Here is a 25,979-nt window from a genome sequence, read left to right as displayed (position 1 = left end):
CGCCTTGGCTGCGGCCCTGGGGGTTCAGCGTGCAGTCTGTCCAATCTCCAACAAGGTCCGCCAATGAGTGTCAACTGCCATGCCTGCGCCACCGTGAACCGCGATGGCGCCAAGTGCTGCAAGGGTTGCGGCACAGCCCTGATCCCCCAACCCGCTGAAGCCGCCGCCAGCACGGTGTGCCCCGCCTGTGCGGCCCCGTGCAAACCCGGTGCGCGTTTTTGCGGCCAGTGCGGCGAAAACCTGATGCCCCCACAGCCCGCAGGGGCCACCGCTGTGGCCGCCGTTGCCGCCATCACGGCCCCCACTGTGCCCCCAGTTTCCGCTGCACCAGCGCCCAGCACCAGCCCGGTAGACGAGCCCGTGCTGGAGCTGGACATGGACTTCGACCTGGACGATGGCCCCTCGGACCCCGATGCCGACACCCGGCCTGCGCCGCTGGAGTTTGTAGCGTCGGCGCAAGAGGAAGAAATGGACTTGCTGCTGGACGTGCCTATGGCCGCCGAGGCCCCCGCCGCCACGCAAGCCCACGCGGCGCCCGCACCCACAGTACCCGCCCCCACACCTGCCGAGCCGGTCGTGGCCGCCGAAGCTGCCGCCCCGGTGCCCGAAGCGCCTGCGGCGGCTGCCGCAGCGGTGGCCGCAGTCTCTGCCGTGGCTTCCTCTGCGTCAGCGTCTGGCGCGGCGCCTGCTACGCCCGCTGTGCCCGTGCCCACCGTGCAGTCCCCAGCCACCTCTGCCACTACTCCAGCGGCGGCAAGCCCTGCCCCCGCCCCGGCAGCCGCAGCGCCCGCTCCACGCCCTGCGGCATCCGCCTCGGCCTTGCCGTTGCCTGAGGAGCCCGTGGCCTCTTCCGCACCGGGCGGTGCCCTGAAGTACGCAGCCATGGGCTTTGCCGGTGTGGCCGTGGTGGCCGGCCTGGCCTGGTGGCTGCTGGTGGCCAAGCCGCAAAGCCAGCCCGCCGTGGCACAGCAGGCGGGTACGCAGATGTCAGACGCTGCGCCAGCGCCGGGCCCCAAGATCGTGATCGAATCGGCCCCCGCCGCCCCTGTGGTGGCTGCGCCCGCTGCCCTGCCAGAGCCCGCACCTGCGGCGCCAGTGGCATCGCCCGCCGTGGTGACCGAACCCCTGCAACCGCAGGTGGTGGCACCCGCCCCCGTGGCAGCCGCTGCGCCAGCGCCAGCCGCTACCGCTAAGCCCGCGCCCAAGGCCAGTGAAGCCGCCCCCAAGCCGCCCAAGCCACGCCCCGGTGTGCAGCCTGCCAACGAGCCGCCTTGGCCCCACGCGGGCTCGCGGGCCCCGGCGCCGCCCACCTTGTCCAACGCCCCGGCGCCCGCCCCGCAGCCGCCAGCAGTCACCGTCATCACCGCGCCGCCTGCCGATGGCCTGGGCCCCCTGCGCGCCGCGCTGCGCCAGTGCGACCGCGAAGACAACATGTTCAGCAAAGGCGTGTGCGTGGTGAAAGCGCGCCACCAGCACTGTGGCAACCACTGGGGCCGCGTGCCGGACTGCCCCATGAGCAGCCGCAACAACGACCCCTACGCCAACTGATACCGGGATGCGTTCAAGAAGACAAACCCGTTCACGCTGAGCTTGCCGCAGCGCCGTGCGAGGCATCGACCAGCGCAGCACGAACGGTTGGGGTCTTGACCCAGAGAACGCGAATCTGTATGAGGGGTGCAAGGGCACTGCGCCGGGCCTGCACCCATACCAACAACTGACGATTTACCGAGGGAGAAAACACCATGAACCAACCGCCCAACCCAGCGCCAAATGCACCACTGAACCCGTCGCCCGCGCGCACCGACAACCCGTATTCCATCTACCGCCTGCCCGAGGCGCTGACCTGCTGGCCCGCCATGGCGGTCATGGCCGCCGCCTTCCTGGTGGCCGCCCTGGTGTTTGCGCTGGGCGGCGTCATGGCCCGCGTGTGGTTTGGCTTCACGCTGCTGTTTGCCATCGTGGCCGTGGTGGTGGGCATGGCGGGTGTCAGCGGGGCGGGCGCATGCCTGTCTGACCTGGCCCGGGGCCGCCCCTACCGGGGACTGGTGGGGTACTTCATGGCCGGGCTGCTGTGCCTGCCCAAGCTGCTGGGCGCGGGCCTGGTGATGGGGCTGGGCGTGCTTGCCGTGTTCCTGGCCCTGGCCGTGGTGTTCTTTGTCTGCAAGATCCCGGTGCTGGGGCCGTTGCTGCTGGTGGTGGTGGTGCCTGTGGCGGTGCTGCTGATGGCGGCGCTGATGCTGGCGCTGTATGTGGCCTCGTCCATCGTCGGGCCTGCACTGTGGGACGGTGAGCGCGTCATGCACTCGCTGTCGATCGCCTGGCACATCACGCGCAAGTACCCGTTTGCGGCCATCGGCAAGATCGTGGGCGGCATGCTGCTGTCGGCCATCTTCGCCTCAATGCTGTTTGGTTTGCTCACCTCGGCCTCGTTCACGGTGGGCGGCATGTTTGCGGCCGTGGTCGGCATGGGCGGCGACTTTGGTGGGGGCATGGGCTACGGTATGGGCGGCCGCATGGGTGGCGGCTTCAACCCGTTGGCCGTCATGATGGGCGGCGCCTCGGGCCATGTGATGGGTGCGGGCGTGGGCTTCAGCCTGGTGTTTGCGCTGGCCTCGGCGTTTGTCTTCTTGCTGCCGCTGATGGTGGGCGTGCTCACCTGGTGCGAGTTTTCCGAGAAGGTGGACCTGGGCAGCATCCGTGACTCTGCAGACGAAGCCCTCAAAGAAGTGAACAGCAAGGTGGCGGACCTCAAGGAAAAAGCCCAGGCCCAAGCGGCGGCGGCTGCAGCTGCTGCCACGGCGGCCACTACCGCGCACAACACGGCGAATACGACGAATACGGCCAGCCCTGCGCCAGCCCAGGCCCCTGCGGCAGCGCCCGTGGCGCCCGCTGCTGCAACGCCCTCGGCGGCAGCGGTAGCACCCGCCACGGCGGCACCTGCGGCATCCACAGCGCCCGCCGCTCCAGCCTGCCCCCAGTGCCATGGCGAGGTGCAGGCCGATGACCGCTTTTGCGAGCACTGCGGCCACAAGCTGGTGTGATCGGTTGAAATCGAGATAGAGCGCGCAGGGGGGCGCCATGCCCAGGGCACGCTCTGGGCATGGCGGCACCTCCGCCTGGTGGATCACTCCACCGTGAAATGCTCCAGCGCCGCGTCGCCCGTGGGGTAGCGCAAGGGCAGGCCCTGCAGCACTGCACGCAGCACGGTGGCAATCATCAGGTTGCGGTGGGTTTTGGAGTTGGCGGGCACGATGGTCCACGGGGCCCAGGGCGTGTGCGTGGCGCCCAGCAGCGTGTCGTAGGCGCGGCGGTAGTCGCCCCATTGCTTGCGCACTGCAATGTCTCCCATGCTGAACTTCCAGTGCTTGGCCGGGTCGTCCAGGCGCTCTTGCAGCCGCTCGCGCTGCTCGTCCTTGCCAATGTGCAGCAGAAACTTCAGCACGATGGTGCCCGTCTCGCTGAGCATGCGCTCAAAGTCGTTGATGTGCGCCAGGCGCTGCTGGTGCTGCTCGGGCGTGATCCAGCCGTTCACCACGGGCACCAGCACGTCTTCGTAGTGGCTGCGGTTGAACACCGTGATGTCGCCTGCCTGTGGCACCTGCTGGTGGATGCGCCAGAGGTAGTCATGCGCCAGCTCGGGCTCGGTCGGGGCCTTCCAGCCCACGGCGTGCACGCCCAGGGCGCTCATGCGGCCGAACACGCCGCGAATGGTGCCGTCCTTGCCCGAGGTGTCGGTGCCCTGCAGCACCACCAGCAGCTTGTAGCGCTTGTCGGCGTAAAACAGGTTTTGCAGCGTGTCCAGCTCCACGGCCAGGGCTTCCACCGCCGCTTTGTCTTCGGCCTTGCTGCCGGTAGAAAAGGGCTTGGCGCTGGGGTCGATGGCGTCCAGCGCAAACGGCTTGCCCGGCTCGGGCTGCCAGGGCGCCCAGCGCGGGGCCAGGCTGTGGCGGGCGGCGCCCCAAAGGGCGTCATGGGCATGGGGTGAGGGCATGGGGCTCTCCGGTGTGGGGGTTGGCAGGGGCGTTGGCGCCACGATACCAGTCGAGTCCTTCACCGGGCATTCATGCCATCAAATGCTATGAAAAATATAGCTGCTAGCGCTTATTCAATAAGCGCTAGCAGCATTTTTTACCTATAACCTAGCCTGCGCCGGTCAGAACGCCACCTGCACCCCGGCCACCACCTGGCGGCCCAGGCCAGGGATCACCGTCAGGTTGCCCCACGAGGCGGTGTAGTAGGTCTTGTCGAACAGGTTGTGCACGTCCAGCGTCAGGCGCGTGCGCTTGTCGATTTGCCAGTAGCTGGTGATGCGCGCCGTGGTGTAGGCGGGCAGGCGGTAGGCATCGGTAGCGGTGCCTGTGCGCTCGCCCACGTGCACCAGCCCACCGCCAATGCCGTAGCGGCCGCCCCAGGGGGCTTGGTCTTCGCGGATGGCGAACAGCCCGGCGCTGACGCGCGGCACGTTCAGCAGGCGCTTGCCCAGCAGTGCTGCGTTGTTGTCGCGGGTGACTTCGGTGTCGGTGTAGGCCAGGTTGGCCGTCATGCGCCAGTGGGTGTCAATTTGCCCGGCCACGTCCAGCTCCAGCCCCCGGCTGCGCACCTCGCCAGCGGCAATGCTGAAGTTGGCATTGGTGGGGCTGCGGGTGAGCACGTTGGTCTTGCGAATATCAAACAGCGCCACGTTGGCGTTCAGGCGCTGGTCGGGCGACTGCCACTTGGCCCCCAGCTCAAACGCCTTGCCCTTTTGCGGGTCGAAGGCGTTGCCGTTTTCGTCGGTGCCCGCATTGGGGCGGAACGAGCGACCCGCCGAGGCATACACCGAGGTGTTGGCGTCAATCAGATAGGTCAGCCCGATGCGCGGCGTGGTGGCCGAGTAGGAGTGCACTTGGCGCGTGCCCGCCATCAGGTCTTGGTTGTCCTGGTGGTAGCTGTCAAAACGCACGCCCGCCAGCAGCTTCCACTGGGCGCTCAGGTCGATCTGATCTTGCGCAAACAGGCCGGTGGCGCGCAGGCGGTCATTGAGCAGGTAGCCCTGTGCCAAGGTGCTGCCGGTGACGGTGCCGTAGGTGGGGTTGTAGATGTCGATGGGGTACTTTTGCGTGGAATAGCGAATGTCCTGGCCCGACGTCAGCCGCCACGAATCCACCCCCGCCAGCACCGTGTGGCGCAGCGCGCCGGTGGTGACCTTGCCTTCCACTTCGGCTTGCACCGACGTGTCCCGCGAAGGCAGGCTGCGCCAGCTGTCGCTGCGCGCCAGGGTGCGGCCGTCGTTGCCCAGCACGCCCAACTGGCCCGTGCCAAGGTCCACGGCGTTGCCGTACAGCTCGGTTTCGCGGTACGACGCGCCCAGCCGCGTGCGCCAGCCGCTGCCCAGGTCATGGTCCAGCGTGATCTGGTGCGTGTCGCCATTCACATGCAGATTGCCCCGGTCGGACTCGCCCAGGAAGCGGTCGCGCGGCAGGGCACCCACGTTGCCGTTGACCTGCACCAGGCCCCGGTCCAGCGGGGTGCGGATGCGGATGAATTCGGCCTCGTAGTTCAGCACCGTGTTGGGGCTCAGGTTCCAGGTGAGGGCCGGGGCCACCACCATTTTGCGGTTGTCGACCAGGTTCGAGCGGCTGGCGCCGTCTTCAGCCGCCACGTTCAGGCGGTAGGCCACGTCCGTGCCCAGCGGGCCGGTGCTGTCGAGCGTGGTACGCCGATAGCCCAGGGTGCCCACCTGCACGCCCGCCTTGTTGGCGGCGGTGAACTGGGGCTTTTTGGTGACCACATTGAGCGTGCCGCCGGGCTCGCTGCTGCCGTACAAAGCAGCGGCGGGGCCTTTGAGGAACTCCACGCGCTCCACGCTGGCCACGTCGCGCTGCGGGCCATAGCCCCGGTTGGAGGCAAAGCCGTTGAGCAGCTGCCCGCCATCGGTGTTGCTGAAGCCGCGAATGGCGTAGTTGTCCCAGGTGCCGCCAAAGTCATTGAGGCGGGTGATGCCGCTGACAAAGTCCACCGTGTCGGCCAGGCGGCGGGCGCCCAGGTCTTGCATGAGCTGCTGGGGCACCACGCGCACGGACTGCGGCGTTTCGATGAGCGGGGTATCGGTGCGGGTGGCTGCGGTGTTGCGCTGCGCGCCCTGGTAGCCGCTGCTGCCCGAGGTTTCGCGCACCTGCACTTCCGACAAGGCGGGGCTGGCCTCGGCAGGGGCCGCTGCCTGCTGGGCCAGGGCCGCTGTGGCGGTGAAGGCGCACAGCACCAGGCTGGCGTGGGCAATGGCCGAAAGGCGGGGATGGCGCGTAGGCCGATGGATCAGGGTGTGCATGGTGAAGGGGCGGTGAACAGGCCCGCCGGGCGGCAAACTGCGCACCGAGGCGGGCCCAAAAAGGCAAGGGGCCGCCATTATCCATGCAAATGCAACTAATTCGTATTTGCTTTTGATGTCTTTTGACGCCCACAGGAATGGCACTGGCCTGGGCCGGGCCTCGGGCTGCCCCCGGCGTCAGGCCTGCGGCCCAGGGGCGGTGGCCCCTTCCATCAGCGCCACAAAGCGCCGCGCCCCCAGGCCCAGGGGCCGCTCCTTGGACCACACCACATCCACCCACAGCGCCACACCGTTGCTCAGGTTCTCAAACGGCATCTCCACCAGCGAGCCCGCCGCGATGCGCGGCTGCACCAGCGCGCGCGGCTGCCAGCCCCAGCCCAGGCCCGCCTCGATCAGGCCCAGCGCGGCCAAGTGGTTGTCGGTGCGCCAGTGGTGGCGGGCAAACACAAAGCGCGGGTCGGTCTGCGCCAGGTCGCGGCTGGCCACCACGATCTGGCGTGTGGTGGTCAGGTGCTCCTCGCGCAGCATGGCGCGCTCGGGCGGCTCGCCCCGGGCCAGGGCCGACGCGCGTGCGCCCTGCAATACCGGGTGGTCTGGCGCCATCACGGCCACCAGGGTTTCGGTGCCCACTTCCTGAAACCCCTCGCGCCCGTCGATGCTGGGCCGCTCAAACACCAGCGCCAGCTGGGCCCGCCCACTGTGCAGCAGCGCCAGCGCATCCACCTGCGGGGCCGTCAGCACCTCCACCTGCAGCAGCGGGTACTCGTGCGCCAGCGCGGCCAGCGGCGCCGTCCAGCGCGAGGCCAGCAGCTCGGGCGCAATCGCCAGGGTCAGGCGCTCCTCCAGCCCCTGCGTCAGGGCCAGCGCCTGGGCGTTGAGCTGCTGCAGCTGCCCGGCCAGCAGCCGCGCCTGGGGCTCCAGCGCCCGTGCTGCGGCCGTGGGCCGGGGCTCGCGCCCGCTGCGGTCAAACAGCTGCACGGCCAGCTCGGCCTCCAGGTGGGCGATGGTCATGCTCACCGCCGAAGGCACCCGCGACAGCGCCCGCGCAGCGGCCGAGAACGAGCCGTGGTCCAGCGCCGCCAAGAACACCTGCACGCTGTCGGAAGAAAAGGCCATGGGCTTGAGCTATCAATTAATCTGAAAGAAGCTGACTTTATATATCAGCAAGGTGCACATAAAGTGCACAGCCATGACTTCCAACTCCCTGATTCAACCCCTGTGGCGCAGCCTGCAAGGCCCCAAGCGCCGCGTGCTGTACGTCACTCTGTACGAACTCATCGCCATTGCCGCCGCGACGCTGGGGCTGGCGGTGCTGACGGGGCAGGGCGCCGGGCACTCGGGCGTGGTGGCGGTGGCTGCGTCGGCAGTGGCCGTGGTGTGGAACGTGGTCTTCAATTGGGCCTTTGAGCGCTGGGAGGCCCGCCAGGCGGTGCGTGGACGTGGCATCGGCCGCCGCATAGCCCATGCCATCGGGTTCGAAGGGGGGCTCGTCTTCACGCTGGTGCCGCTGTTTGCCTGGTGGTTCAACGTGAGCCTGTGGCAGGCCTTTGTGATGGACCTGGCGCTCATCGTCTTCTTCCTTTGCTACACCTTTGTCTTCAATTGGGTGTTTGACCGGGTGTTTGGCCTGCCCGCCTCGGCCTTGGGGCATGCGGCGGCCTGACGCGGCAGAGTGTATTTGCTATGTTTTAAATAGCTGCTAGCGCTTTAGGGGTAAGCGCTAGAGGCCTATTTGATCTAAATTTCTGGCCCAAGCCTGCAAGATCAAGTCTGCAAGAGCTGCCCTGCGATGGCCGCCGCAGCGGTGCGTGTTTCGACCCCCAGCTTTTCGAAGATGTGCTCCAGGTGCTTGTTCACCGTGCGCGGGCTCATGCCCAGGATGTCGGCAATGTCGCGGTTGGTCTTGCCCTTGCTGAGCCAGGACAGCACTTCTGTCTCCCGCGGCGTCAGGGCCACCTGCTGCAGGTGGCGCGGCGCAGCGGCCTCGGGGGCGGCATGGCTGAGCAGCAGCATCGACTCGGCCAGGCCGCTGGCCCCCAGGTGGCGCGCCAGCAACTGGCGGCCATCGGCCAGTGCCAGGGTCTGCCCGCCCGTGCGCTGTGCGCGGTTGAGCCAGGCCGCCGCCGCATCGTGCGGCGCAGGCTCTGCGGCAAAAGCGGCTTCGAGCCAGCGCAGGGCCTGGGGGGATCGCCAGGCCACGCGGCCCTGGCCGTCGAGCACCACCACGCCTAGCCCGGCCACATCCACCGCTTCGCGTGCCAGCCGTGTGGCCTGCGCGTTGCGCACATGGGTGGCCAGCCGCGCCAGCACCTCGGGAATGCGCAGCGGCTTGACGACATAGTCCACCCCACCGCTGGCAAAGCCCTGCAGGATTTGCTCGGTGTCTGACAGCCCCGTCATGAAAACGATGGGCACATGCGACCACGGCGGCGTGGCCTTGAGCTGGCGGCACAGCGCAAAGCCGTCCATGCCGGGCATCACGGCATCGAGCAGCACGCCGTCGGGCACAGTGATGTCAAAGCGCTGCAGGGCCTCCTGGGCGTCGCGCGCGGCCAGCACCGCGTAGCCTTCTGCGGCCAGGGCGTCGCACAGCATGCGCAGGGTGTCCAGCGCGTCGTCCACCACCAGGATCACGCGCTGCGGCGCCGGGGGGGCGGGCTGGGGGCCAGCCTCTGCCAGGGCTTGGGGGTCAGTCTCGGCGTCGGACATGGTGCTCTTTCATGCATCGGCCGCTTGCACCGCACGCAGGTGCTCGGCCAGGGCTTCAAAGTCGAAACGGTCGGCGCAGGCTTGCAACAGCGCCAGGGTGGCCTGGTGGTTCGGCAGCTCAGCGCGTGCACGCCGCAATTGCTCACGCAGCGCAGCGGCCTGGCCTGACCGTGCCAGGCGCGCGAGGTTTTCGCGCAGGTCGCCCGGCAGCGTGGCCAGGGTGTCGTGCGGGTCCACTGGCCCGGTGGCGCTGCGTGGGGCGTGGGCCAGCGGTGTGTTGTCGCGCACCCATTCCAGCTGCAGCGCCTGCTCCAGCGCCTGCAGCAGTTCGGATTCGATCACCGGCTTGCCCACAAAGCCCTGGCACTGCTGGGCCGCCAGGCGCGAGGACTCGTGCTCGAACAGGTTGGCCGACACGAACACGATGGGCAGCTCGGCCGCAGGCCGCAGATCGCGCAGCAAGGCGGCGGTTTGCCAGCCGTCCAAGTCGTCCATGGTGATGTCCAGCAGCACCAGGTCGGGCGGGGTCTGGCGCACGATCTCCAGGCACTCGCGCCCGCTGGCCGCCTCACGCACCACAAAGCCCAAGGGCACCAGCAGCCCGGCGAGCAACTGGCGCTGCAGGGGCTGGTCGTCCACCACCAGCAGCGTGCGTTGCGGCGCCAGGTAGCCAATCACCGAGCGCAGCGCAGCACGGCTGGGCGTGGTCCAGTGCGGGTCGGCGGCCATGCCGGGCAGGTACAGCCGCACGGTGAAGGTGCTGCCCTGTCCGGGCGTGCTGGTGAGTGTGAGCTGCCCGCCCATCAGCTCGGTCAGCAAATGCGTGATGGTCAGGCCCAGGCCGGTGCCCGCCTCGCTGGCGCGGCGACCTGCGCTGCCGCGCTCAAACGGCACGAAGATGCGCTCCAGGTCCTGCGGCTCAATGCCAATGCCGGTGTCGATCACCTCGATGCGCGAGACATGCTGGCGAAAGTCCATGCGCAGGCGCACCTCGCCGCGTTCGGTAAAGCGCACCGCGTTGGACAACAGGTTGATCAGAATCTGCCGCAGCCGCTTGGCGTCGGCGCGAATCCAGGCCGGCATGGTGCCCAGCGTCTCCACCACAAAGCGCAAGCCCTTGGCCTGGGCCTGCGGGCGCAGCATGGCCTCGATGTTCTCGATGAGGTCGGGCAGGGGCAGGGGGGCCAGGTCCAGCCGCAGCCGCCCCGCCTCGATGCGGGCCAGCTCCAGCGATCCATCGATCAGCGCGTGCATGTGCAGGCCGCTGTGCTGCATGGTCGATAGCGTCTCGCGCAGCCAGCCTTCGGTGTGCGGGTGTTTGAGCAGGATTTGCGTGTAGCCCAGGATGCTGTTGAGCGGCGAGCGCAGCTCGTGCGTCATGCCCGCCACGTAGCGTGTCTTGGCCTGGTTGGCCGATTCGGCCTGGTCCTTGGCGGCCTGCAGCTCGGCGTCGGTGCGCTTGTGGGCCTCGATCTCTTGCAGCAGCAACTGGGTCTGCCGCTCCGACTCGTCTTGCGCCATGCGGCGGCTGTCGGTGCTCAGCACCACCCACCAGGCACACACGGCCGCCAGCAAGGCCAGCAGGGCAAACACCTTGAGAAAGGGCATCTGCAGCAGGGTGGCATGCGCGGGGCTCTGCAGGCCCTCTTGCACATACACCACGCCCACCAAAAACGCCATGGCCGCGCACAGCGACACCAGCACCATGGCGTACTGCCCCACGCGAAAGTTCACCTTGATGGCCCAGCGCTTTGGCAACAAGGCCTCCACCACGCCGCGCAACTGGTCTGCCGCGCGCGAGCCCGTCTTGCAGCGGTCGTGGCAGCGCGATTCGAGCGAGCAGCACAGTGAGCAAATGGGCGCGGCATAGGCCGGGCAGCGCGCCATGTCTTCCGACTCGAACTGGTTCTCGCACACCGCGCAGCGCACGATCTCGCCGGGCTTCCAGTCGTTGTCCGGCGTGCGGGCCAGGTAGTAGCGGCCCTGGGTCATCCACGCCAGCAGGGGCGCCAGCGCAATCGACAGCACCAGCGCGATGAAGGGAGAGAACGCGGCAGCCTCTTCGCCCAGCAGCCCCGCATAGGCGCAGCAGGCCACCGTGGCCGCCAGCACCATGGCGCCCAGGCCCACGGGGTTGAAGTCGTACAGGTGCGCGCGGCGAAACTCAATGCCCTTGGGCGACAGGCCCAGCGGCTTGTTGATGACCAGGTCGGCCACCAGCGCACCCACCCAGGCAATGGCGACGTTGCTGTAGACCGCCAGCACTTTTTCGAGCGCGCCAAACACGCCCAGCGTCATCAGCAGCGTGGCGATCAGCACGTTGAACACCAGCCACACCACGCGGCCAGGGTGGCTGCGGGTGATGCGGGCAAAAAAATTGGACCAGGCCAACGAGCCCGCATACGCATTGGTGACGTTGATCTTGATCTGTGACACCACCACAAACACCACCGTCACGGCCACCGCCAGCCCCGGCAGGCCCAGGGCCTGCATCACCTGATGAAAGCCTGCGAGGAACATTTGCGTGGGCTCGGCCGCACGCTGTGTGCCCACCTCGAACTGCAACGCAGCAAAGGCCAAAAAGGCGCCGCCCGCCATCTTCAGCATGCCCGTCACCACCCAGCCCGGCCCCGCGACCAGCACCGCGCCCCACCAGCGCAGGCGGTTGGCGGCGGTGCGCTCGGGCAGAAAGCGCAAAAAGTCCACCTGCTCGCCAATTTGCACCACGAGCGAAAAGATCACCGCCGCTGCTGCACCAAACATGAGCGGGTCGAACTGGCTGCTGCCGCTCTTGAGGCCCGACAGCCCCGCAAAGTCGCGGTACAGCTGCGGCTGGGCCAGGGCAATCCACACAAAGGGCAGCAGCAGCAAGAACAGCCACAGCGGCTGCGTCCAGGCCTGTAGCCGCGAGATGAGCGTGATGCCGCGCATGGCCAAAGGCAGGATGACCAGCGACGACGCGATGTAGCACCACTCCAGCGGCCAGTCCACCACCATCTGCAGCGCCAGCGCCATGATGGCCGCCTCCAGCGCAAAGAAGATGAAAGTGAACACCGCATAGATCAGCGAGGTGATGGTGGAGCCCAGGTAGCCAAAGCCCGCGCCGCGGGTGAGCAGGTCCATGTCCAGCCCATAGCGCGCGGCGTAGTAGGCAATGGGCAGGCCCGTCAGAAAGATCAGCAGACCCACGGTGAGGATGGCCCACATCGCATTGCTGAAGCCGTAGTTCAGCGCAATGGCGCCGCCAATGGCCTCCAGCGCCAGGAACGACAGCGAGCCAAAGGCCGTGTTGGCCACGCGGAACTCGCTCCAGCGCCGAAAGCCCTTGGGCGTGTAGCGCAGTGCGTAGTCCTCCATCGTCTCGTCGGCCACCCAGGCGTTGTATTCGCGCCGGAACCGAAAGATGGTCTGCGGCGCGCTCTGGGGATCGGGGGGGAGCGGGTGGGCCATGCAGGGCACCAAGCAAGAAGCGTTCTACGTCCCCCGCCGAAGTGACACGGGCTGCGTACGCCACCTACGTTAATTGACGTATGGGCGCGAACAAGGGTTGTCCCTAATCTTCAACCCAGAGCGGACACACCGCCCCAACCCCGTCGTTTCAACCCCTTCCTGATCCTGCAAGGAGCGTCCTCATGAGCCACCCATCAGACCCCCGCACCTTTGGCCCCAACGCCGCAGAGCCCGGCCGCCGCCGCATGCTGCAAGCGCTGGGGGCTGCCTCGGTGGCAGGCTTGCCCGCCTGGTCGTTTGCGCAGCCCACGGCCCAGGTCAACACCACCAAGTTGGCGGTGACGGACACCGAGGTCACCGTGGGCCAGCTGCACTCGGCCACGGGCACCATGGCCATTTCTGAAACAGGCTCCATCCAGGCCGAGCAGCTGGCCATTGACCAGATCAACGCCATGGGGGGCGTGCTGGGCCGCAAGATCAAGGTCATCAAGGAAGACGGCGCCTCTGACTGGCCGACGTTTGCCGAAAAGTCCAAGAAGCTGCTCATCAACGACCACTGCGCCGCCGTGTTCGGCTGCTGGACCAGCGCCTCGCGCAAAGCCGTGTTGCCCGTGTTTGAAAAAGAAAACGGCCTGCTGTACTACCCCACCTTCTATGAAGGCCTGGAGCAGTCCAAGAACGTGATCTACACCGGCCAGGAGGCCACGCAGCAAATTTTGTACAGCCTGGAGTGGGCCAAGACCGAGAAGAAAGCCAAGACGTTCTTCCTGATTGGATCGGACTACATCTGGCCCCGCACCTCGATGAAGATCGCGCGCAAGCACATCGAAAACTTCCAGAAGGGCAAGGTGGTGGGCGAGGAGTACTACCCACTGGGCAGCACCAACTTCGGCTCGCTCATGAACAAGATCAAGGTGCAAAAGCCAGACTGCCTGTTTGTGGCGGTGGTGGGCGGCTCCAACGTGGCGTTTTACAAGGCGCTCAAGGCGGCAGGCATCACGGGCGACAAGCAACTGCTGGTGACGTTGTCCGTCACGGAGGACGAGATGACCGGTGTGGGCGGCGAGAACTTCGCGGGGTTCTATTCGTCGATGAAGTACTTCCAGTCGCTCGACAACGAGAACAACAAGAAGTTTGTGGCCGCGTTCAAGGCCAAGTACGGCAAGGACGCCGTGATCGGCGACGTGACGCAGGCGGGCTATCTGGGCCCCTGGCTGTGGAAGGCCGCCGTGGAAAAAGCCAAGAGCTTTGACGTGGACAAGGTGGTGGCCGCATCGCCGGGCATTGAGCTGACCACGGCGCCTGAAGGCTACGTGAAGGTGGATGCCAACCACCACCTGTGGAGCAAGTCGCGCATTGCGCAGGGCCTGCCGGACGCCACGTTCAAGGTGGTGTCCGAGTCTCCGAACCTGATCAAGCCCGATCCGTTTCCCAAGGGATATCAGTAAGAAGTCACCCCCTGAGGCGCTTCGCGCCTTCCCCCTCTCTCGCTGCGCGGGAGGGGGACGACACCGTCGGTGCGGGGCGGCCCTTCCTCGGTGTCCCTGGCATTTGCGCCGCGCCAGTAGCGGGCGCAGTGACCGGATGACTGCTGCGGGGCCGTGTTCCGCGCAAATCGCTCTCTTTTCGATTGGCCTGCACGCAGGAGCTGCAACATGACCTTTTCCGAAATGCTCAACATTGGCCTGATGCAGGGCTTTGCGGGCCTGAGCCTGTTTGCCGTGCTGCTGCTCATGGGCCTGGGGCTGGCCATCATCTTTGGGCAGATGGGCGTCATCAACATGGCGCACGGCGAGTTCATGACGATTGGCGCCTACACCATCTACCTGGGCTCTACGCTGGCGGCCAACCATGCGCCGCAGATGGCGCCGTACTACTTTCCGCTGGCCATCATCGCGGCCTTTGGCTTTGCCTTTGCAGCGGGCTGGCTGGTGGAGTGGGGCCTGATTCGCCACCTGTACAAGCGCCCGCTCGATACGCTGCTGGCCACCTGGGGCATCAGCCTGGCGCTGCAGCAGTGCTTTCGCACCTTCATCGGCCCCAAGGAGGTCAGCCCCACGCTGCCTGAATGGCTGATGGGCTCCTGGGCTCCCGCCCCAGGGCTGGACATTCCGATCAATGGCCTGTTTGTGCTGGGCCTCACCGCCGTGGTGACCGCAGGCGTGCTGCTGGCGCTGCACAAAAGCCGCTGGGGCTTGCGGGTGCGGGCCACGGTGAGCAACCGTGTCATGGCCAACGCCATTGGCATTGACACCCAAAAGACCGACCGCCTCACTTTTGCCATCGGCTGCGGCATTGCGGGTGTGGCGGGGGCTGCGTTCACCACCATTGGCTCCACCGGCCCCACCAGCGGCTCGCTGTACATCGTGGATGCGTTCCTGGTCGTCACCTTTGGCGGTGCAGCCAGTTTGCTGGGCACGGTGGTTTCGGCCTTTGGCATTGCGCAGACGCAGTCCATCACCGAGTTTTTCCTGGCGGGTTCCATGGCCAAGGTGATCACGCTGTCGTTGATTGTGCTGATCCTGATGGTGCGACCCCAAGGACTCTTTGCATCGAAGGTTCGTCGATGACATCCGCACACCCGACCATTCCCACCGCGCCCAACGGAGTCTCGTCATGAATGCCCTCAAAGCCTGGATCCTGCGCTACCAGCTCGCCAGCCTGGTGCTGCTCACCGTGCTGCTGGCCGTGGTGCTGCCGCTGGCGCTCGACATTTTTCGCCTCAACCTGGTGGGCAAGTACCTCACCTACGCCTTTGTCGCCATCGGCCTAGTGATGGTGTGGGGGTACGGTGGTGTGCTCAGCCTGGGCCAGGGTGTGTTCTTTGGCCTGGGCGGGTATGCCATGGCCATGTTCTTGAAGCTGGAAGCGTCTGACCCCATCAGCACCAAGATCCAGTCCACGCCCGGCATTCCCGACTTCATGGATTGGAACCAGATCACCGAGCTGCCTAGCTTCTGGGTGCCGTTCAAGAGCCTGCCGTTCTCGCTGGCCGCCGTCATCGTGGTGCCTGCGCTGCTGGCCTGGATCATCAGCTTTGCCATGTTCAAGCGCCGCGTGGGGGGGGTGTATTTCGCCATCATCACGCAGGCGGTGGCGCTGATCCTCACGGTGCTTATCATTGGCCAGCAGGGCTACACCGGCGGCGTCAATGGCATGACTGACCTGAAGACGCTGTGGGGCTGGGACACGCGCACCGACAGCGCCAAGTACATCCTGTACTACGTGTGCGTTGCGCTGCTCATCGGCTCTATCGTGCTGTGCCGCTGGATCCAGACCGGCAAGGTGGGCACGCTGCTGCTGGCCATGCGCGACAAGGAAGACCGCGTGCGGTTTTCGGGCTACGACGTGGCCAATTTCAAGATCTTCACCTTCTGCCTGGCCGCTGCGTTGTCGGGCATTGGTGGGGCGCTGTTCTCGCTGCAGGTGGGGTTCATGTCGCCCAGTTTCGTGGGCATCGTGCCCTCCATCGAAATGGTGATCTACGCCGCCGTGGGCGGGCGCATGAGCTTGGTGGGCGCGGTGTACGGCACGCTGCTGGTGAATGCGGGCAAGACGTTTTTCTCGGAGAGTTTTCCGGAAGCCTGGTTGTTCTTGATGGCGGGCCTCTTCATCGGCGTGACCATGGCCTTCCCCATGGGGTTGGCGGGCCTGTGGGAGAGCCACGTCGTGCCCTGGTGGAAGGGCCGCCGCGAGGCGCTACGCCAGGCCTCGGTGCAGCCCCGGCTGGTGGCTGACGCTACGCCAGCCGCTACCGCCACCTCTGCAGCAGCTGCCAGCGCAGCGCCCGCACCTGCTGCCCTGCCCGACGGCGTGAGCCGCCAGGGCGCCTGACGCGCAACCACCGCTGGAGCACCCATGAGCAATACCGACTTCGCCCTCGCTGTGGAAGACCTCACGGTGTCGTTCGACGGCTTCAAGGCCATCGACGCCCTGACGCTGTACATCGACAAGAACGAGCTGCGCGTGATCATCGGCCCCAACGGTGCGGGCAAGACCACGCTGCTCGACCTCATCTGTGGCAAGACCCGCGCCACGGGCGGCAGCATCAAGTTCAAGAACGAAGAACTGACCCGCATGGCAGAGCACCAGCGCGTGCGCTTAGGGATCGGCCGCAAGTTCCAGACGCCCTCGATCTACGAGAACCTCTCGGTCTTTCAGAACCTGGAGGTGTCGTACCCCGCAGGCCGCTCGGTGTTGGGGGCGCTGGCCTTCAAGTGCACCGACGAGGTCAAGGCCCGCGTGCAGGTGGTGGCAGAGGACATCGGCCTGGGCGACAAGCTCGATACCGAAGCGGGCTTGCTCAGCCACGGGCAAAAGCAGTGGCTGGAGATCGGCATGCTGCTGATGCAGGAGCCCGAGCTGCTCATGCTCGACGAACCCATCGCTGGCATGAGCGCCCGCGAGCGCGAGCTGACGGCGGAGCTGCTGCAGCGCATCTGCAAGAACCGCGCGGTGATCGTCATCGAGCACGACATGGAGTTCGTCAAGCGCATTGCCCACAAGGTCACCGTGATGCACCAGGGAAAGATCCTGGCCGAAGGCCCCATGGAGAAGGTGCAGGCCGACCCCAAGGTCATCGACGTGTACCTAGGCCATTGACTTCCATACCCCATCGAACCCCACAGGAGCACCGCATGCTGGAAGTCAAAGATCTGTTTGTGGCCTACGGCCAGAGCGAGGCGCTGCACGGCATCTCGTTCGAAGGCCGTGCCAACGAAACCGTGGCCATCATGGGCCGCAATGGCATGGGCAAGACCACGCTGTTCAAAAGCCTCATGGGCGTGATGCCCGCCAAGAGCGGCCAGATCACCGTGGCAGGCCAGGACGTGACGAAAGACGAGAGCTTTCGCCGTGTGGCCAAGGGCATTGCCTATGTGCCCCAGGGGCGCATGATTTTTCCGACCCTCACGGTCGAAGAAAACATCGAGACCGGCCTGGAGAACTCCAAGACGCGGCAGATTCCAGAAGACATTTATGCGCTGTTCCCGGTGCTGTGGGACATGCGCCGGCGCAAGGGCGGCAACCTGTCGGGCGGGCAGCAGCAGCAACTGGCCATTGCCCGCGCCCTGGTCACCGATCCCAAGGTGCTGCTGCTTGATGAGCCCACCGAGGGCATCCAGCCTTCCATCATCAAGGACATCGCCAAGGCGCTCAACGAGATCCGCAAGCTGCGCCAGATCACCATCGTGGTGAGCGAACAGGTGTTGTCGTTTGCCATGGACGTGGCCGACCGGCTGTTCGTCATCGAAGGCGGCCGCCTCGTGCATGAGACCGCTCGGGCCGACACCGACCAGCAGCGCATCAAAGCGTATCTGTCTGTATGACATGAAACACCCCCTGAGTCGCCTTCGGCGCCTTCCCCCTCTCTCGCATCGCTGCGCGCTGCGGGAGGGGGACGCCCCCAGCGCGGCGGGGCGGCCCTTGCGCGGGTGCACTGGCGTTGGCCGTGACCGTTTCACAGGCAGCTTGCCTTGCAGGCCCTGGAGCTTTTATCTCGCTTTTTCATTTTTCCACCCACCCTTTCCAAGGAGCACGCCATGGCTGAAACCCTGATCAAGGTCGATCTGAGCAAGTCGCCCACCGAAAACGAAAACATCCACAACCGCTGGCACCCCGACATTCCCATGGCCTGCTGGGTCAATCCGGGCGACGAGTTTGTGCTGGAGACGTTTGACTGGACGGGCGGCTTCATCCAAAACAACGACAGCGCTGACGACGTGCGCGACATTGACCTGACCACGGTGCATTACCTGAGCGGCCCCGTGGGCGTTAAGGGTGCCGAGCCGGGCGACCTGCTGGTGGTGGACCTGCTGGACATTGGCGCCAAGCAAGACAGCCTGTGGGGCTTCAATGGCTTTTTCAGCAAGAACAATGGCGGCGGTTTTTTGACCGAGCACTTCCCGCAGGCGCAGAAGTCCATCTGGGACTTTCATGGCATGTTCACCAGCTCGCGCCATGTGCCGGGTGTGAAGTACGCCGGGTTGATCCACCCCGGCCTGATCGGCTGCCTGCCCGACCGCAAGATGCTGGAGCAGTGGAATGCGCGCGAGCAGGCGCTCATCGACTCTGCGCCCACGGCTGGGCTGGCCAATCCACCCTCGGCAGGCACCGCGCACATGGGCCGCCTCACGGGCGATGCCAAGGCCAAGGCCGCTGCCGAGGGCGCGCGCACCGTGCCGCCACGCGAGCATGGAGGCAACTGTGACATCAAGGACCTGTCGCGCGGCTCCAAGGTGTTCTTTCCGGTGTATGTGGACGGTGCGGGCCTGAGCGTGGGCGACCTGCACTTCAGCCAGGGCGATGGCGAGATCACGTTCTGCGGCGCTATCGAGATGGCAGGCTGGGTGCACATGAAGGTCACCCTGATCAAAGGCGGCATGGCCAAGTACGGCATCAAGAACCCCATCTTCAAGCCCAGCCCCATCACGCCCACTTACAACGACTACCTGATCTTTGAAGGCATCAGCGTGGACGAGGCGGGCAAGCAGTACTACCTGGACGTGAACGTGGCCTACCGCCAGGCCTGTCTGAACGCCATCGAGTACCTCAAGAAATTTGGCTACTCCGGCGCGCAGGCGTATTCCATTTTGGGCACGGCACCTGTGCAGGGCCACATCAGCGGCGTGGTGGACGTGCCCAACGCTTGCGCCACGCTGTGGCTGCCCACGCAGATTTTTGACTTTGACATCAATCCGAGTGCGGCGGGGCCCATCAAGCATCTGGATGGCTCCATTGCCATGCCGTTGTCGCCCGACCTGGTCTGATCGCAGAACGCGTTTGCTGTCCAAGGAGCCGCCATGCCCACCTACGACTACGCCTGTGCCGAGTGCGGCGGCTTCGATGCCTTTCGCACGCTGGCCGACCGCAACGAGCCCGCCGCCTGCCCTGACTGCGGGGCCGCATCGCCCCGCGTGTTTGCCACGGCGCCGCGCTTGGCGCTGATGAGCGCCACCACCCGCAGCGCCATGGCCACCAACGAGCGTGCGCGGCATGAGCCGCAGCGCTCAGGTGACTACGCCCGCCTCAAGCACCCCGCAGGGTGTGGCTGCTGCTCTTCACCGTCCACGCGCAAGGCCACGGTGACAGCGCCTAGTGGCGCCAAAGCGTTCCCAAGCAAGCGGCCCTGGATGATTTCCCATTGATAGGAATGCGTCCCTGTGTTTCACAGCGATATTTCACGCAGCAAGGGCGCTTGACAGGGCAACGCCTTCAGGTGGCAGAGTCGCACGCGCGGGCTTAGGCGTTGGCCTGCGCGCACTTCCCCTTAAAATTGCCTGTCAGCCCAAGGAGCGTTGCAGCGGCAGGCCAGGCCCCACCCACAGGTGGCCGGTTGCCGTCAGGCTTGGGCCCTGTGCACTATGGCACCGTCCCCCCGTAACGACGCTCACCTGTTTTGTCCGTGTTCCTGCACAGGTGAGCCCTATGTCTGCTGTTTCCGTTCCTCCCATGAAACTCTCTGGCCTGGAGCCCGTCTCCATTGGCGAGGGCACCCTGTTCGTCAACGTGGGCGAGCGCACCAACGTCACCGGCTCCAAGGCGTTCGCGCGCATGATTTTGAACGGCCAGTACGAAGAAGCCCTGGCCGTGGCCCGCCAGCAGGTGGAAAACGGCGCGCAGGTCATCGACATCAACATGGACGAGGCCATGCTCGACAGCAAGGCCGCCATGGTGCGCTTTCTGCAGCTCATCGCGTCCGAGCCCGACATCGCGCGCGTGCCCATCATGGTGGACTCCTCCAAGTGGGAGGTGATCGAGGCCGGCCTGCGTTGCGTGCAGGGCAAGGGCATCGTGAACTCCATCTCCATGAAGGAGGGTGTGGACAAGTTCAAGCACGAGGCTCGCCTGGTGCGCCGCTATGGCGCCGCAGCGGTGGTGATGGCGTTTGACGAAACAGGCCAGGCCGACACCTACGAGCGCAAGATCGAAATCTGCGAGCGCGCCTACCGCATCCTGGTCGATGAAGTCGGCTTCCCGCCCGAAGACATCATCTTCGACCCCAACATCTTTGCCGTGGCCACCGGCATTGAAGAGCACAACAACTACGCCGTCGATTTCATCGAAGCCACGCGCTGGATCAAGCAGAACCTGCCGGGTGCCAAAGTGTCGGGCGGCGTGTCCAACGTGTCGTTCAGCTTCCGTGGCAACGACCCGGTGCGCGAGGCCATCCACACCGTGTTCCTGTACCACGCCATCAAGGCCGGGATGGACATGGGCATCGTCAACGCGGGCATGGTGGGCGTGTACGACGACCTGGAGCCCGTGCTGCGCGAGCGTGTGGAAGACGTGGTGCTCAACCGCCGTCCCGACGCGGGTGAGCGCCTGGTCGAGATCGCCGAAACCGCCAAGAGCGGCGCCAAGGACGAGAGCAAAAAGCTTGAATGGCGCGGCACGCCGGACAACCCCAAGACCGTGGGTGAGCGCTTGAGCCACGCCCTGGTGCACGGCATCACCGACTTCATCACCGAAGACACCGAAGAGGCCTACCGCGCCATCCTGGCCAAGGGTGGGCGCCCGCTGCACGTGATCGAAGGCCCGCTCATGGACGGCATGAACGTGGTGGGCGATCTGTTCGGCGCGGGCAAGATGTTCCTGCCCCAGGTGGTGAAAAGCGCGCGCGTGATGAAGCAGGCCGTGGCCCACCTGATCCCCTACATCGAAGAAGAAAAGCGCCAGGACGAACTGGCCGGGCGTGATGTGCGCAGCAAGGGCAAGATCATCATCGCCACCGTCAAGGGCGACGTGCACGACATCGGCAAGAACATCGTCACCGTGGTCCTGCAGTGCAACAACTTTGAGGTGGTGAACATGGGCGTGATGGTGCCCTGCCACGAGATTTTGGCGCGCGCCAAGGTCGAGGGGGCCGACATCGTGGGCCTGTCGGGCCTGATCACCCCCAGCCTCGAAGAGATGCAGTACGTGGCCGGCGAGATGCAGAAGGACGACCACTTCCGCATCAAGAAGATCCCGCTGCTCATCGGTGGCGCCACCACCAGCCGCGTGCACACCGCCGTCAAGATCGCTCCGCATTACGAAGGCCCCGTGGTCTACGTGCCCGATGCCTCGCGCAGCGTGAGCGTGGCGCAAAGCCTGCTGGGCGACGGCGTGCAGAGCTACGTGGATGAGCTGAACGCCGACTACGACAAGGTGCGCACCCAGCACGCCAACAAAAAGGCCACGCCCCTGTGGCCCCTGGCCAAGATCCGCGCCAACAAGACGCCCGTGGACTGGTCGGCCTACCAGCCCGCCGTGCCCCGCGCGCTGGGCCGCCGCGTGTTCAAGAACTTCGACCTGGCCGAGCTGGCCAAGTACATCGACTGGGGCCCGTTCTTCCAGACCTGGGACCTGGCCGGCCCGTACCCCGCCATCCTCACGGACGAGATCGTGGGCGTGGAAGCTACGCGTGTGTTTGCCGATGGGCAGGCCATGCTCAAGAAGATCATCGAAGGCCGGTGGCTCACAGCCAGCGGCGTGATGGCGCTGCTGCCCGCCAACAGCGTGAACGACGACGACATCGAGTTCTACACCGACGACACCCGCACCGAAGTGGCCATGACCTGGTACGGCCTGCGCCAGCAGGCCGAGAAACACACCATCGACGGCGTGACCCGCCCGAGCCGCTGCCTGGCCGACTTTGTGGCGCCCAAGGAGAGCGGCATTGCCGACTACGCCGGCCTGTTCGCCGTGACGGCGGGCCTCGGGATCGAAAAGAAGGAAAAAGCCTTCATCGACGCGCTGGACGACTACTCCGCCATCATGTTCAAGAGCCTGGCCGACCGCCTGGCCGAAGCCTTTGCCGAAGCCCTGCACCACCGCGTGCGCACCGACCTGTGGGGCTATGCCGCCGGTGAAGCGCTGAGCAACGACGACATGATTGCCGAGAAGTACCACGGCATCCGCCCCGCGCCCGGCTACCCCGCTTGCCCGGACCACAGCGCCAAAAGCGAGCTGTTCCGCGTGCTGCAGGCCGAGGAGATCGGCATGACCCTGACCGAAAGCCTGGCCATGATGCCCGCCGCCAGCGTGAGCGGCTTCTACATCGGCCACCTCGAGGCGGTGTACTTCAACGTCGGCAAGATCGGTGAAGACCAGTTGCACGACATGGCCCAGCGCCGGGGCATGGACGAGAAGGTGTTGGAGCGGTTGTTGGCGCCGAACTTGTAACGCTATGAATTAGATAGCTGCTGGCGCTTGATGGATAAGCGCTAGAGCCAAATTCGATCAGAAAGACGAAAGCCCCGCATGCGGGGCTTTCCATTTGGTGCATCTTTCAGCTTGTTAGCGTCCAGAGCGCATATCCCAGTGATATTTGGTAGGTTTCAATTGTAAGCGAATCTGTTACAACCGACAAACTAATCATTGAAATGGGAGTGTCCGATGGCTTTGACGGGTGCGTATCGTTTGGCTCTAGATTTGGGGTCCACTTCTGTGGGCTGGGCTCTGTTCAGACTGAATGCTGCGGCAGCGCCAACCGCCATCATCCGCTCAGGCGTGCGTATTTTCAGCGATGGCCGCAATCCAAAGGATGGGTCGTCCCTCGCCGTCACTCGCCGCGCTGCCCGCGCCATGCGCCGCCGCCGTGACCGGTTGCTCAAGCGCAAATCCCGCATGCTGGGCCAGCTGGTACGCCATGGGTTTTTTCCGGCGGATGAGGCTGCGCGCAAGGAGTTGGAGCGGCTCAACCCCTATCAGCTTCGGGCCAAGGGCCTGCGCGAAGCGCTGACCCCCGGCGAGTTTGCCCGTGCACTGTTCCACATCAACCAGCGCCGGGGCTTTCAAAGCAACCGCAAGACCGACCGCAAGGACAACGACAGCGGCGCGCTCAAGCAAGCCATCCACCAGTTGCGCCAGCACATGGCGGCCAGCGGTTGCCGCACGCTAGGCGAATGGTTTTGGCAAGTGCGCATGCAGCAGCGGCCCGAAGGGGTGGCTAAGCAGGGCGTGCGGGCGCGCTACCGTGAAACGCCCTACACCAACGATGAGGGCAAAAAGCGCATCGACAAAAGCTACGACCTGTACGTAGACCGCGCCATGATTGCGCAGGAGTTTGATGCGCTGTGGGCTGCCCAGGCTGCACTGCAGCCAGCGCTGTTCACCGAGGCAGCGCGTGCCGATTTGCGCGATACCTTGCTGCACCAGCGCCCGCTGCGCCCCGTGCGCCCTGGCCGCTGCACCTTGCTGCCTGATGAGGAGCGCACACCGCTGGCCTTGCCCAGCACCCAGCGCTTTCGCATCTTGCAGGAGGTGAACCACCTGCGCCTGCTGGACGACACGCTGCGCGAGGTGCCGCTGACGCTGGCCCAGCGCGACGCGGTGGTGGCCGCGCTGGAAACCAAAAACAAGCTCAGCTTTGACCAGATTCGCAAGCTGCTGAAGCTGTCGGGTTCGGTGCAGTTCAATCTGCAAGATGCCAAGCGCACTGAACTCAAAGGCAACGCCACCAGCACAGTGTTGGCGCGCAAAGAGCTGTTTGGTCCCGCATGGGCAGGCTTTGTGCCAGAGCTGCAGGACGACATCGTCTGGCAGATCGTGAATGAAGAAGGCGAAGGCACTCTGATGGCCTGGCTGCAGCAGCACACGGGGGTGGATGAAGCCCGTGCCGAGGCCATTGCCAACGTCGCCCTGCCAGAAGGCTACGGCAGCCTGAGCCGCAAGGCCCTGGCGCGCATCGTGCCGGAGTTGCTGCGGGGCGTGATCACCTACGACAAGGCGGTGCAGGCTGCCGGGTTTGCGCACCACAGCGACCTGGGTTTTGACTTTGACCACGACAGCGATGAGGTAGAGCAGGTGGGCGAGCGCACCATCGCATCCACTGGCGAAATCAAGCCCGTGTATGCCTTCAAAGAGCTGCCCTACTATGGCCGCGCACTGCAGCGCCATGTGGCCTTTGCCAAAGACAACCCGCGCAATGACGAAGAGCGCTACGGCAAGATTGCCAACCCCACGGTGCACATCGGCCTGAACCAGGTGCGGGTGGTGGTGAATGCCTTGATCCGCCGCTATGGCCGCCCTGCCGAGATCGTGGTAGAGCTGGCGCGGGACTTGAAGCAAAGCCGCGAGCAAAAGCAGGAGGCGCAAAAAAAGCAGGCCGACAACCAGCGCCGCAATGCCCGCATCCGCGAACGTATTGCCGAGACCTTGGGTCTCAGTCCCGAGCGCGTGCGCGCCAGCGACATCCAGAAATGGATCTTGTGGGAAGAACTGAGCTTTGATGTTGCCGACCGCCGCTGCCCCTACAGCGGCGTGCAAATCAGCGCCGCCATGCTGCTGAGCGAGCAGGTGGAAATTGAGCACATCCTGCCGTTCTCGCAGACGCTGGACGACAGCCTGAACAACCGCACCGTGGCCATGCGCCAGGCCAACCGCATCAAGCGCAACCGCACCCCTTGGGCAGCGCGCGCCGACTTTGAAGCACAGGGCTGGAGCTATGAAGGCATCTTGCAGCGTGCCGAGCGCATGCCCTTGCGCAAGCGCTACCGCTTTGCACCCGATGGATACGAGCGCTGGCTGGGCGAGGACAAGGATTTTCTGGCCCGTGCGCTGAACGACACGCGATACCTGTCACGCGTGGCCGCCAGCTACTTGCGGCTGGTGTGCCCACAGGGCGTGCGGGTGATTCCAGGGCAGATGACGGCGATGCTGCGCGCCAAGTTTGGCCTGAACGATGTGTTGGGGCTGGGTGGTGAAAAAAACCGCAACGACCACCGCCACCACGCCGTCGATGCGTGCGTGATCGGCGTGACAGACCAGGGCCTGCTGCAGCGCTTTGCCCAAGCCAACGCCCAGGCCCGCGAAGGCGGTTTGATCCGTTTGGTAGAGAGCATGCCCCTGCCATGGGACACCTACCGCGACCATGTGGAGCGCGCCGTGCGGCACATCTGGGTGAGCCACAAGCCCGACCATGGTTTTGAGGGCGCAATGATGGAGGAAACCTCGTACGGCATCCACAAAGACGGCACCATCAAGCAACGCCGCAAAGCCGATGGCAGCGCTGGGCGCGAGGTCACCAACCTCATCCGCATTGCAGAGCCTGCACAGCCCACGCGCCATGGCGTGGACGCCCAAGGGCAACCATTGCCTTACAAGGGCTATGTGGGAGGCAGCAACTACTGCATTGAAATCACCCGCAACGAGCAGGGCAAGTGGGAGGGGGCGGTGATTTCCACCTTCAAGGCCTATGGCATCGTGCAGGCCGCAGGTTGGGCGCAACTGCGCAACCCCACGCAGGGACAGAACGGGCAACCATTGGTCATGAGGCTGGTGATTGGCGACAGTGTGCGGTTGGAGGTGGACGTGCGAGAACAGACGATGCGTATCGTCAAAATCTACGGCAACACTGGGCAGATTTTCATGGCCCCTGTGCATGAGGCCAACGTAGATGCGCGAAACAGTGACAAGCAAGACGCCTTCGCCTACACATCCAAGTACGCAGGCTCCATGCAAAAGGCCAAGGCAAGGCAAGTCACCATCTCTCCCGCGGGTGAGCTGCGCGACCTGGGCTTTCAGGGCTGAC

The 25,979-nt window shown here is 65.4% G+C and carries 17 protein-coding genes and 1 riboswitch; of the genes, 12 read left to right on the top strand and 5 right to left on the bottom strand.

All coding sequences use genetic code 11. From position 1 onward, the window contains the following. Nucleotides 1-63 precede the first annotated feature (63 nt). A complete protein-coding gene (locus EAG14_RS23650; RefSeq protein ID WP_121730036.1) occupies nucleotides 64-1,548 on the top strand; it encodes a zinc ribbon domain-containing protein in 1,485 nt (494 codons plus the stop codon). Nucleotides 1,549-1,742: 194 nt separating this feature from the next. Continuing rightward, the gene (locus EAG14_RS21050; protein WP_240456867.1) at nucleotides 1,743-3,041 is read left to right on the top strand and encodes a zinc ribbon domain-containing protein; all 1,299 of its coding nucleotides are present in this window, start codon (nucleotides 1,743-1,745) and stop codon (nucleotides 3,039-3,041) included. 83 nt (nucleotides 3,042-3,124) lie between these two features. Here EAG14_RS21050 and EAG14_RS21045 read toward each other — a convergent pair whose 3' ends face one another. From EAG14_RS21045 to EAG14_RS21035, 3 genes are all read right to left on the bottom strand, one after another. Beyond that, on the bottom strand, nucleotides 3,125-3,991 hold the full coding sequence (locus EAG14_RS21045; protein ID WP_121730035.1) for a PPK2 family polyphosphate kinase: 867 nt from the start codon (nucleotides 3,989-3,991) through the stop codon (nucleotides 3,125-3,127). A gap of 162 nt (nucleotides 3,992-4,153) precedes the next feature. Further along, nucleotides 4,154-6,307 carry a TonB-dependent siderophore receptor gene (locus EAG14_RS21040; protein WP_121730589.1) on the bottom strand — a complete coding sequence of 718 codons (2,154 nt, stop codon included), beginning with the start codon at nucleotides 6,305-6,307 and terminating at the stop codon, nucleotides 4,154-4,156. Nucleotides 6,308-6,484: 177 nt separating this feature from the next. Then, nucleotides 6,485-7,423: a LysR family transcriptional regulator gene (locus EAG14_RS21035; RefSeq protein WP_121730034.1), complete on the bottom strand. Its 939-nt coding sequence runs from the start codon at nucleotides 7,421-7,423 to the stop codon at nucleotides 6,485-6,487. Nucleotides 7,424-7,535: 112 nt separating this feature from the next. Between EAG14_RS21035 and EAG14_RS21030 the strand changes: the two genes are divergently transcribed. Then, nucleotides 7,536-7,970: a PACE efflux transporter gene (locus EAG14_RS21030; RefSeq protein ID WP_121730588.1), complete on the top strand. Its 435-nt coding sequence runs from the start codon at nucleotides 7,536-7,538 to the stop codon at nucleotides 7,968-7,970. A 101-nt stretch (nucleotides 7,971-8,071) separates the two neighbouring features. Here EAG14_RS21030 and EAG14_RS21025 read toward each other — a convergent pair whose 3' ends face one another. Together EAG14_RS21025 and EAG14_RS21020 are read right to left on the bottom strand one after the other, a co-directional pair. Beyond that, nucleotides 8,072-9,016: a response regulator gene (locus EAG14_RS21025; protein WP_240456865.1), complete on the bottom strand. Its 945-nt coding sequence runs from the start codon at nucleotides 9,014-9,016 to the stop codon at nucleotides 8,072-8,074. Nucleotides 9,017-9,025: 9 nt separating this feature from the next. Beyond that, nucleotides 9,026-12,466: an ATP-binding protein gene (locus tag EAG14_RS21020; RefSeq protein WP_121730033.1), complete on the bottom strand. Its 3,441-nt coding sequence runs from the start codon at nucleotides 12,464-12,466 to the stop codon at nucleotides 9,026-9,028. A 182-nt stretch (nucleotides 12,467-12,648) separates the two neighbouring features. Here EAG14_RS21020 and urtA point away from each other — a divergent pair, with 182 nt between their 5' ends. The 9 genes from urtA to cas9 all read left to right on the top strand — a co-directional run bounded on the left by urtA (nucleotide 12,649) and on the right by cas9 (nucleotide 25,978). Next, nucleotides 12,649-13,914: an urea ABC transporter substrate-binding protein gene (urtA, locus tag EAG14_RS21015; protein WP_121730032.1), complete on the top strand. Its 1,266-nt coding sequence runs from the start codon at nucleotides 12,649-12,651 to the stop codon at nucleotides 13,912-13,914. Nucleotides 13,915-14,121: 207 nt separating this feature from the next. Continuing rightward, a complete protein-coding gene (gene urtB / locus EAG14_RS21005; protein WP_099742694.1) occupies nucleotides 14,122-15,036 on the top strand; it encodes an urea ABC transporter permease subunit UrtB in 915 nt (304 codons plus the stop codon). A 46-nt stretch (nucleotides 15,037-15,082) separates the two neighbouring features. Continuing rightward, nucleotides 15,083-16,300 (top strand): urea ABC transporter permease subunit UrtC, encoded by a 1,218-nt coding sequence (urtC, locus tag EAG14_RS21000; RefSeq protein ID WP_121730030.1) that lies wholly within the window; start codon nucleotides 15,083-15,085, stop codon nucleotides 16,298-16,300. A 24-nt stretch (nucleotides 16,301-16,324) separates the two neighbouring features. After that, on the top strand, nucleotides 16,325-17,068 hold the full coding sequence (gene urtD / locus EAG14_RS20995; RefSeq protein WP_099742696.1) for an urea ABC transporter ATP-binding protein UrtD: 744 nt from the start codon (nucleotides 16,325-16,327) through the stop codon (nucleotides 17,066-17,068). A gap of 35 nt (nucleotides 17,069-17,103) precedes the next feature. Continuing rightward, complete coding sequence (gene urtE, locus EAG14_RS20990) at nucleotides 17,104-17,793, top strand: urea ABC transporter ATP-binding subunit UrtE (RefSeq protein ID WP_121453931.1); 690 nt, start codon at nucleotides 17,104-17,106, stop codon at nucleotides 17,791-17,793. Between the two features lie 213 nt (nucleotides 17,794-18,006). Further along, nucleotides 18,007-19,233, top strand: a complete 1,227-nt coding sequence (fmdA, locus tag EAG14_RS20985) for a formamidase (RefSeq protein ID WP_121730586.1) — start codon at nucleotides 18,007-18,009, stop codon at nucleotides 19,231-19,233. Between the two features lie 33 nt (nucleotides 19,234-19,266). Then, nucleotides 19,267-19,611: a zinc ribbon domain-containing protein gene (locus EAG14_RS20980; RefSeq protein ID WP_121730029.1), complete on the top strand. Its 345-nt coding sequence runs from the start codon at nucleotides 19,267-19,269 to the stop codon at nucleotides 19,609-19,611. A 136-nt stretch (nucleotides 19,612-19,747) separates the two neighbouring features. Continuing rightward, a riboswitch (S-adenosyl-L-homocysteine riboswitch) is annotated at nucleotides 19,748-19,862 on the top strand. A gap of 53 nt (nucleotides 19,863-19,915) precedes the next feature. Continuing rightward, nucleotides 19,916-22,630 (top strand): methionine synthase, encoded by a 2,715-nt coding sequence (metH, locus tag EAG14_RS20975; protein ID WP_162996056.1) that lies wholly within the window; start codon nucleotides 19,916-19,918, stop codon nucleotides 22,628-22,630. Between the two features lie 213 nt (nucleotides 22,631-22,843). Continuing rightward, complete coding sequence (gene cas9 / locus EAG14_RS20970) at nucleotides 22,844-25,978, top strand: type II CRISPR RNA-guided endonuclease Cas9 (protein ID WP_121730027.1); 3,135 nt, start codon at nucleotides 22,844-22,846, stop codon at nucleotides 25,976-25,978. Nucleotide 25,979: the final 1 nt, after the last annotated feature.

Source organism: Acidovorax sp. 1608163, from assembly GCF_003669015.1.
GTDB lineage: Bacteria > Pseudomonadota > Gammaproteobacteria > Burkholderiales > Burkholderiaceae_C > Acidovorax.
This window is presented reverse-complemented; position numbering and strand designations above follow the sequence as displayed.

Excerpts from the sequence above, each read along its gene's own strand:
- EAG14_RS23650 (WP_121730036.1), top strand. The coding sequence starts at position 64 with ATGAGTGTCAACTGCCATGCCTGCGCCACCGTGAACCGCGATGGCGCC.
- EAG14_RS21050 (WP_240456867.1), top strand. The coding sequence starts at position 1,743 with ATGAACCAACCGCCCAACCCAGCGCCAAATGCACCACTGAACCCGTCG.
- EAG14_RS21045 (WP_121730035.1), bottom strand. The coding sequence starts at position 3,991 with ATGCCCTCACCCCATGCCCATGACGCCCTTTGGGGCGCCGCCCGCCAC.
- EAG14_RS21040 (WP_121730589.1), bottom strand. The coding sequence starts at position 6,307 with ATGCACACCCTGATCCATCGGCCTACGCGCCATCCCCGCCTTTCGGCC.
- EAG14_RS21035 (WP_121730034.1), bottom strand. The coding sequence starts at position 7,423 with ATGGCCTTTTCTTCCGACAGCGTGCAGGTGTTCTTGGCGGCGCTGGAC.
- EAG14_RS21025 (WP_240456865.1), bottom strand. The coding sequence starts at position 9,016 with ATGTCCGACGCCGAGACTGACCCCCAAGCCCTGGCAGAGGCTGGCCCC.
- EAG14_RS21020 (WP_121730033.1), bottom strand. The coding sequence starts at position 12,466 with ATGGCCCACCCGCTCCCCCCCGATCCCCAGAGCGCGCCGCAGACCATC.
- urtA (WP_121730032.1), top strand. The coding sequence starts at position 12,649 with ATGAGCCACCCATCAGACCCCCGCACCTTTGGCCCCAACGCCGCAGAG.
- urtB (WP_099742694.1), top strand. The coding sequence starts at position 14,122 with ATGACCTTTTCCGAAATGCTCAACATTGGCCTGATGCAGGGCTTTGCG.
- urtC (WP_121730030.1), top strand. The coding sequence starts at position 15,083 with ATGAATGCCCTCAAAGCCTGGATCCTGCGCTACCAGCTCGCCAGCCTG.
- urtD (WP_099742696.1), top strand. The coding sequence starts at position 16,325 with ATGAGCAATACCGACTTCGCCCTCGCTGTGGAAGACCTCACGGTGTCG.
- urtE (WP_121453931.1), top strand. The coding sequence starts at position 17,104 with ATGCTGGAAGTCAAAGATCTGTTTGTGGCCTACGGCCAGAGCGAGGCG.
- fmdA (WP_121730586.1), top strand. The coding sequence starts at position 18,007 with ATGGCTGAAACCCTGATCAAGGTCGATCTGAGCAAGTCGCCCACCGAA.
- EAG14_RS20980 (WP_121730029.1), top strand. The coding sequence starts at position 19,267 with ATGCCCACCTACGACTACGCCTGTGCCGAGTGCGGCGGCTTCGATGCC.
- metH (WP_162996056.1), top strand. The coding sequence starts at position 19,916 with ATGAAACTCTCTGGCCTGGAGCCCGTCTCCATTGGCGAGGGCACCCTG.
- cas9 (WP_121730027.1), top strand. The coding sequence starts at position 22,844 with ATGGCTTTGACGGGTGCGTATCGTTTGGCTCTAGATTTGGGGTCCACT.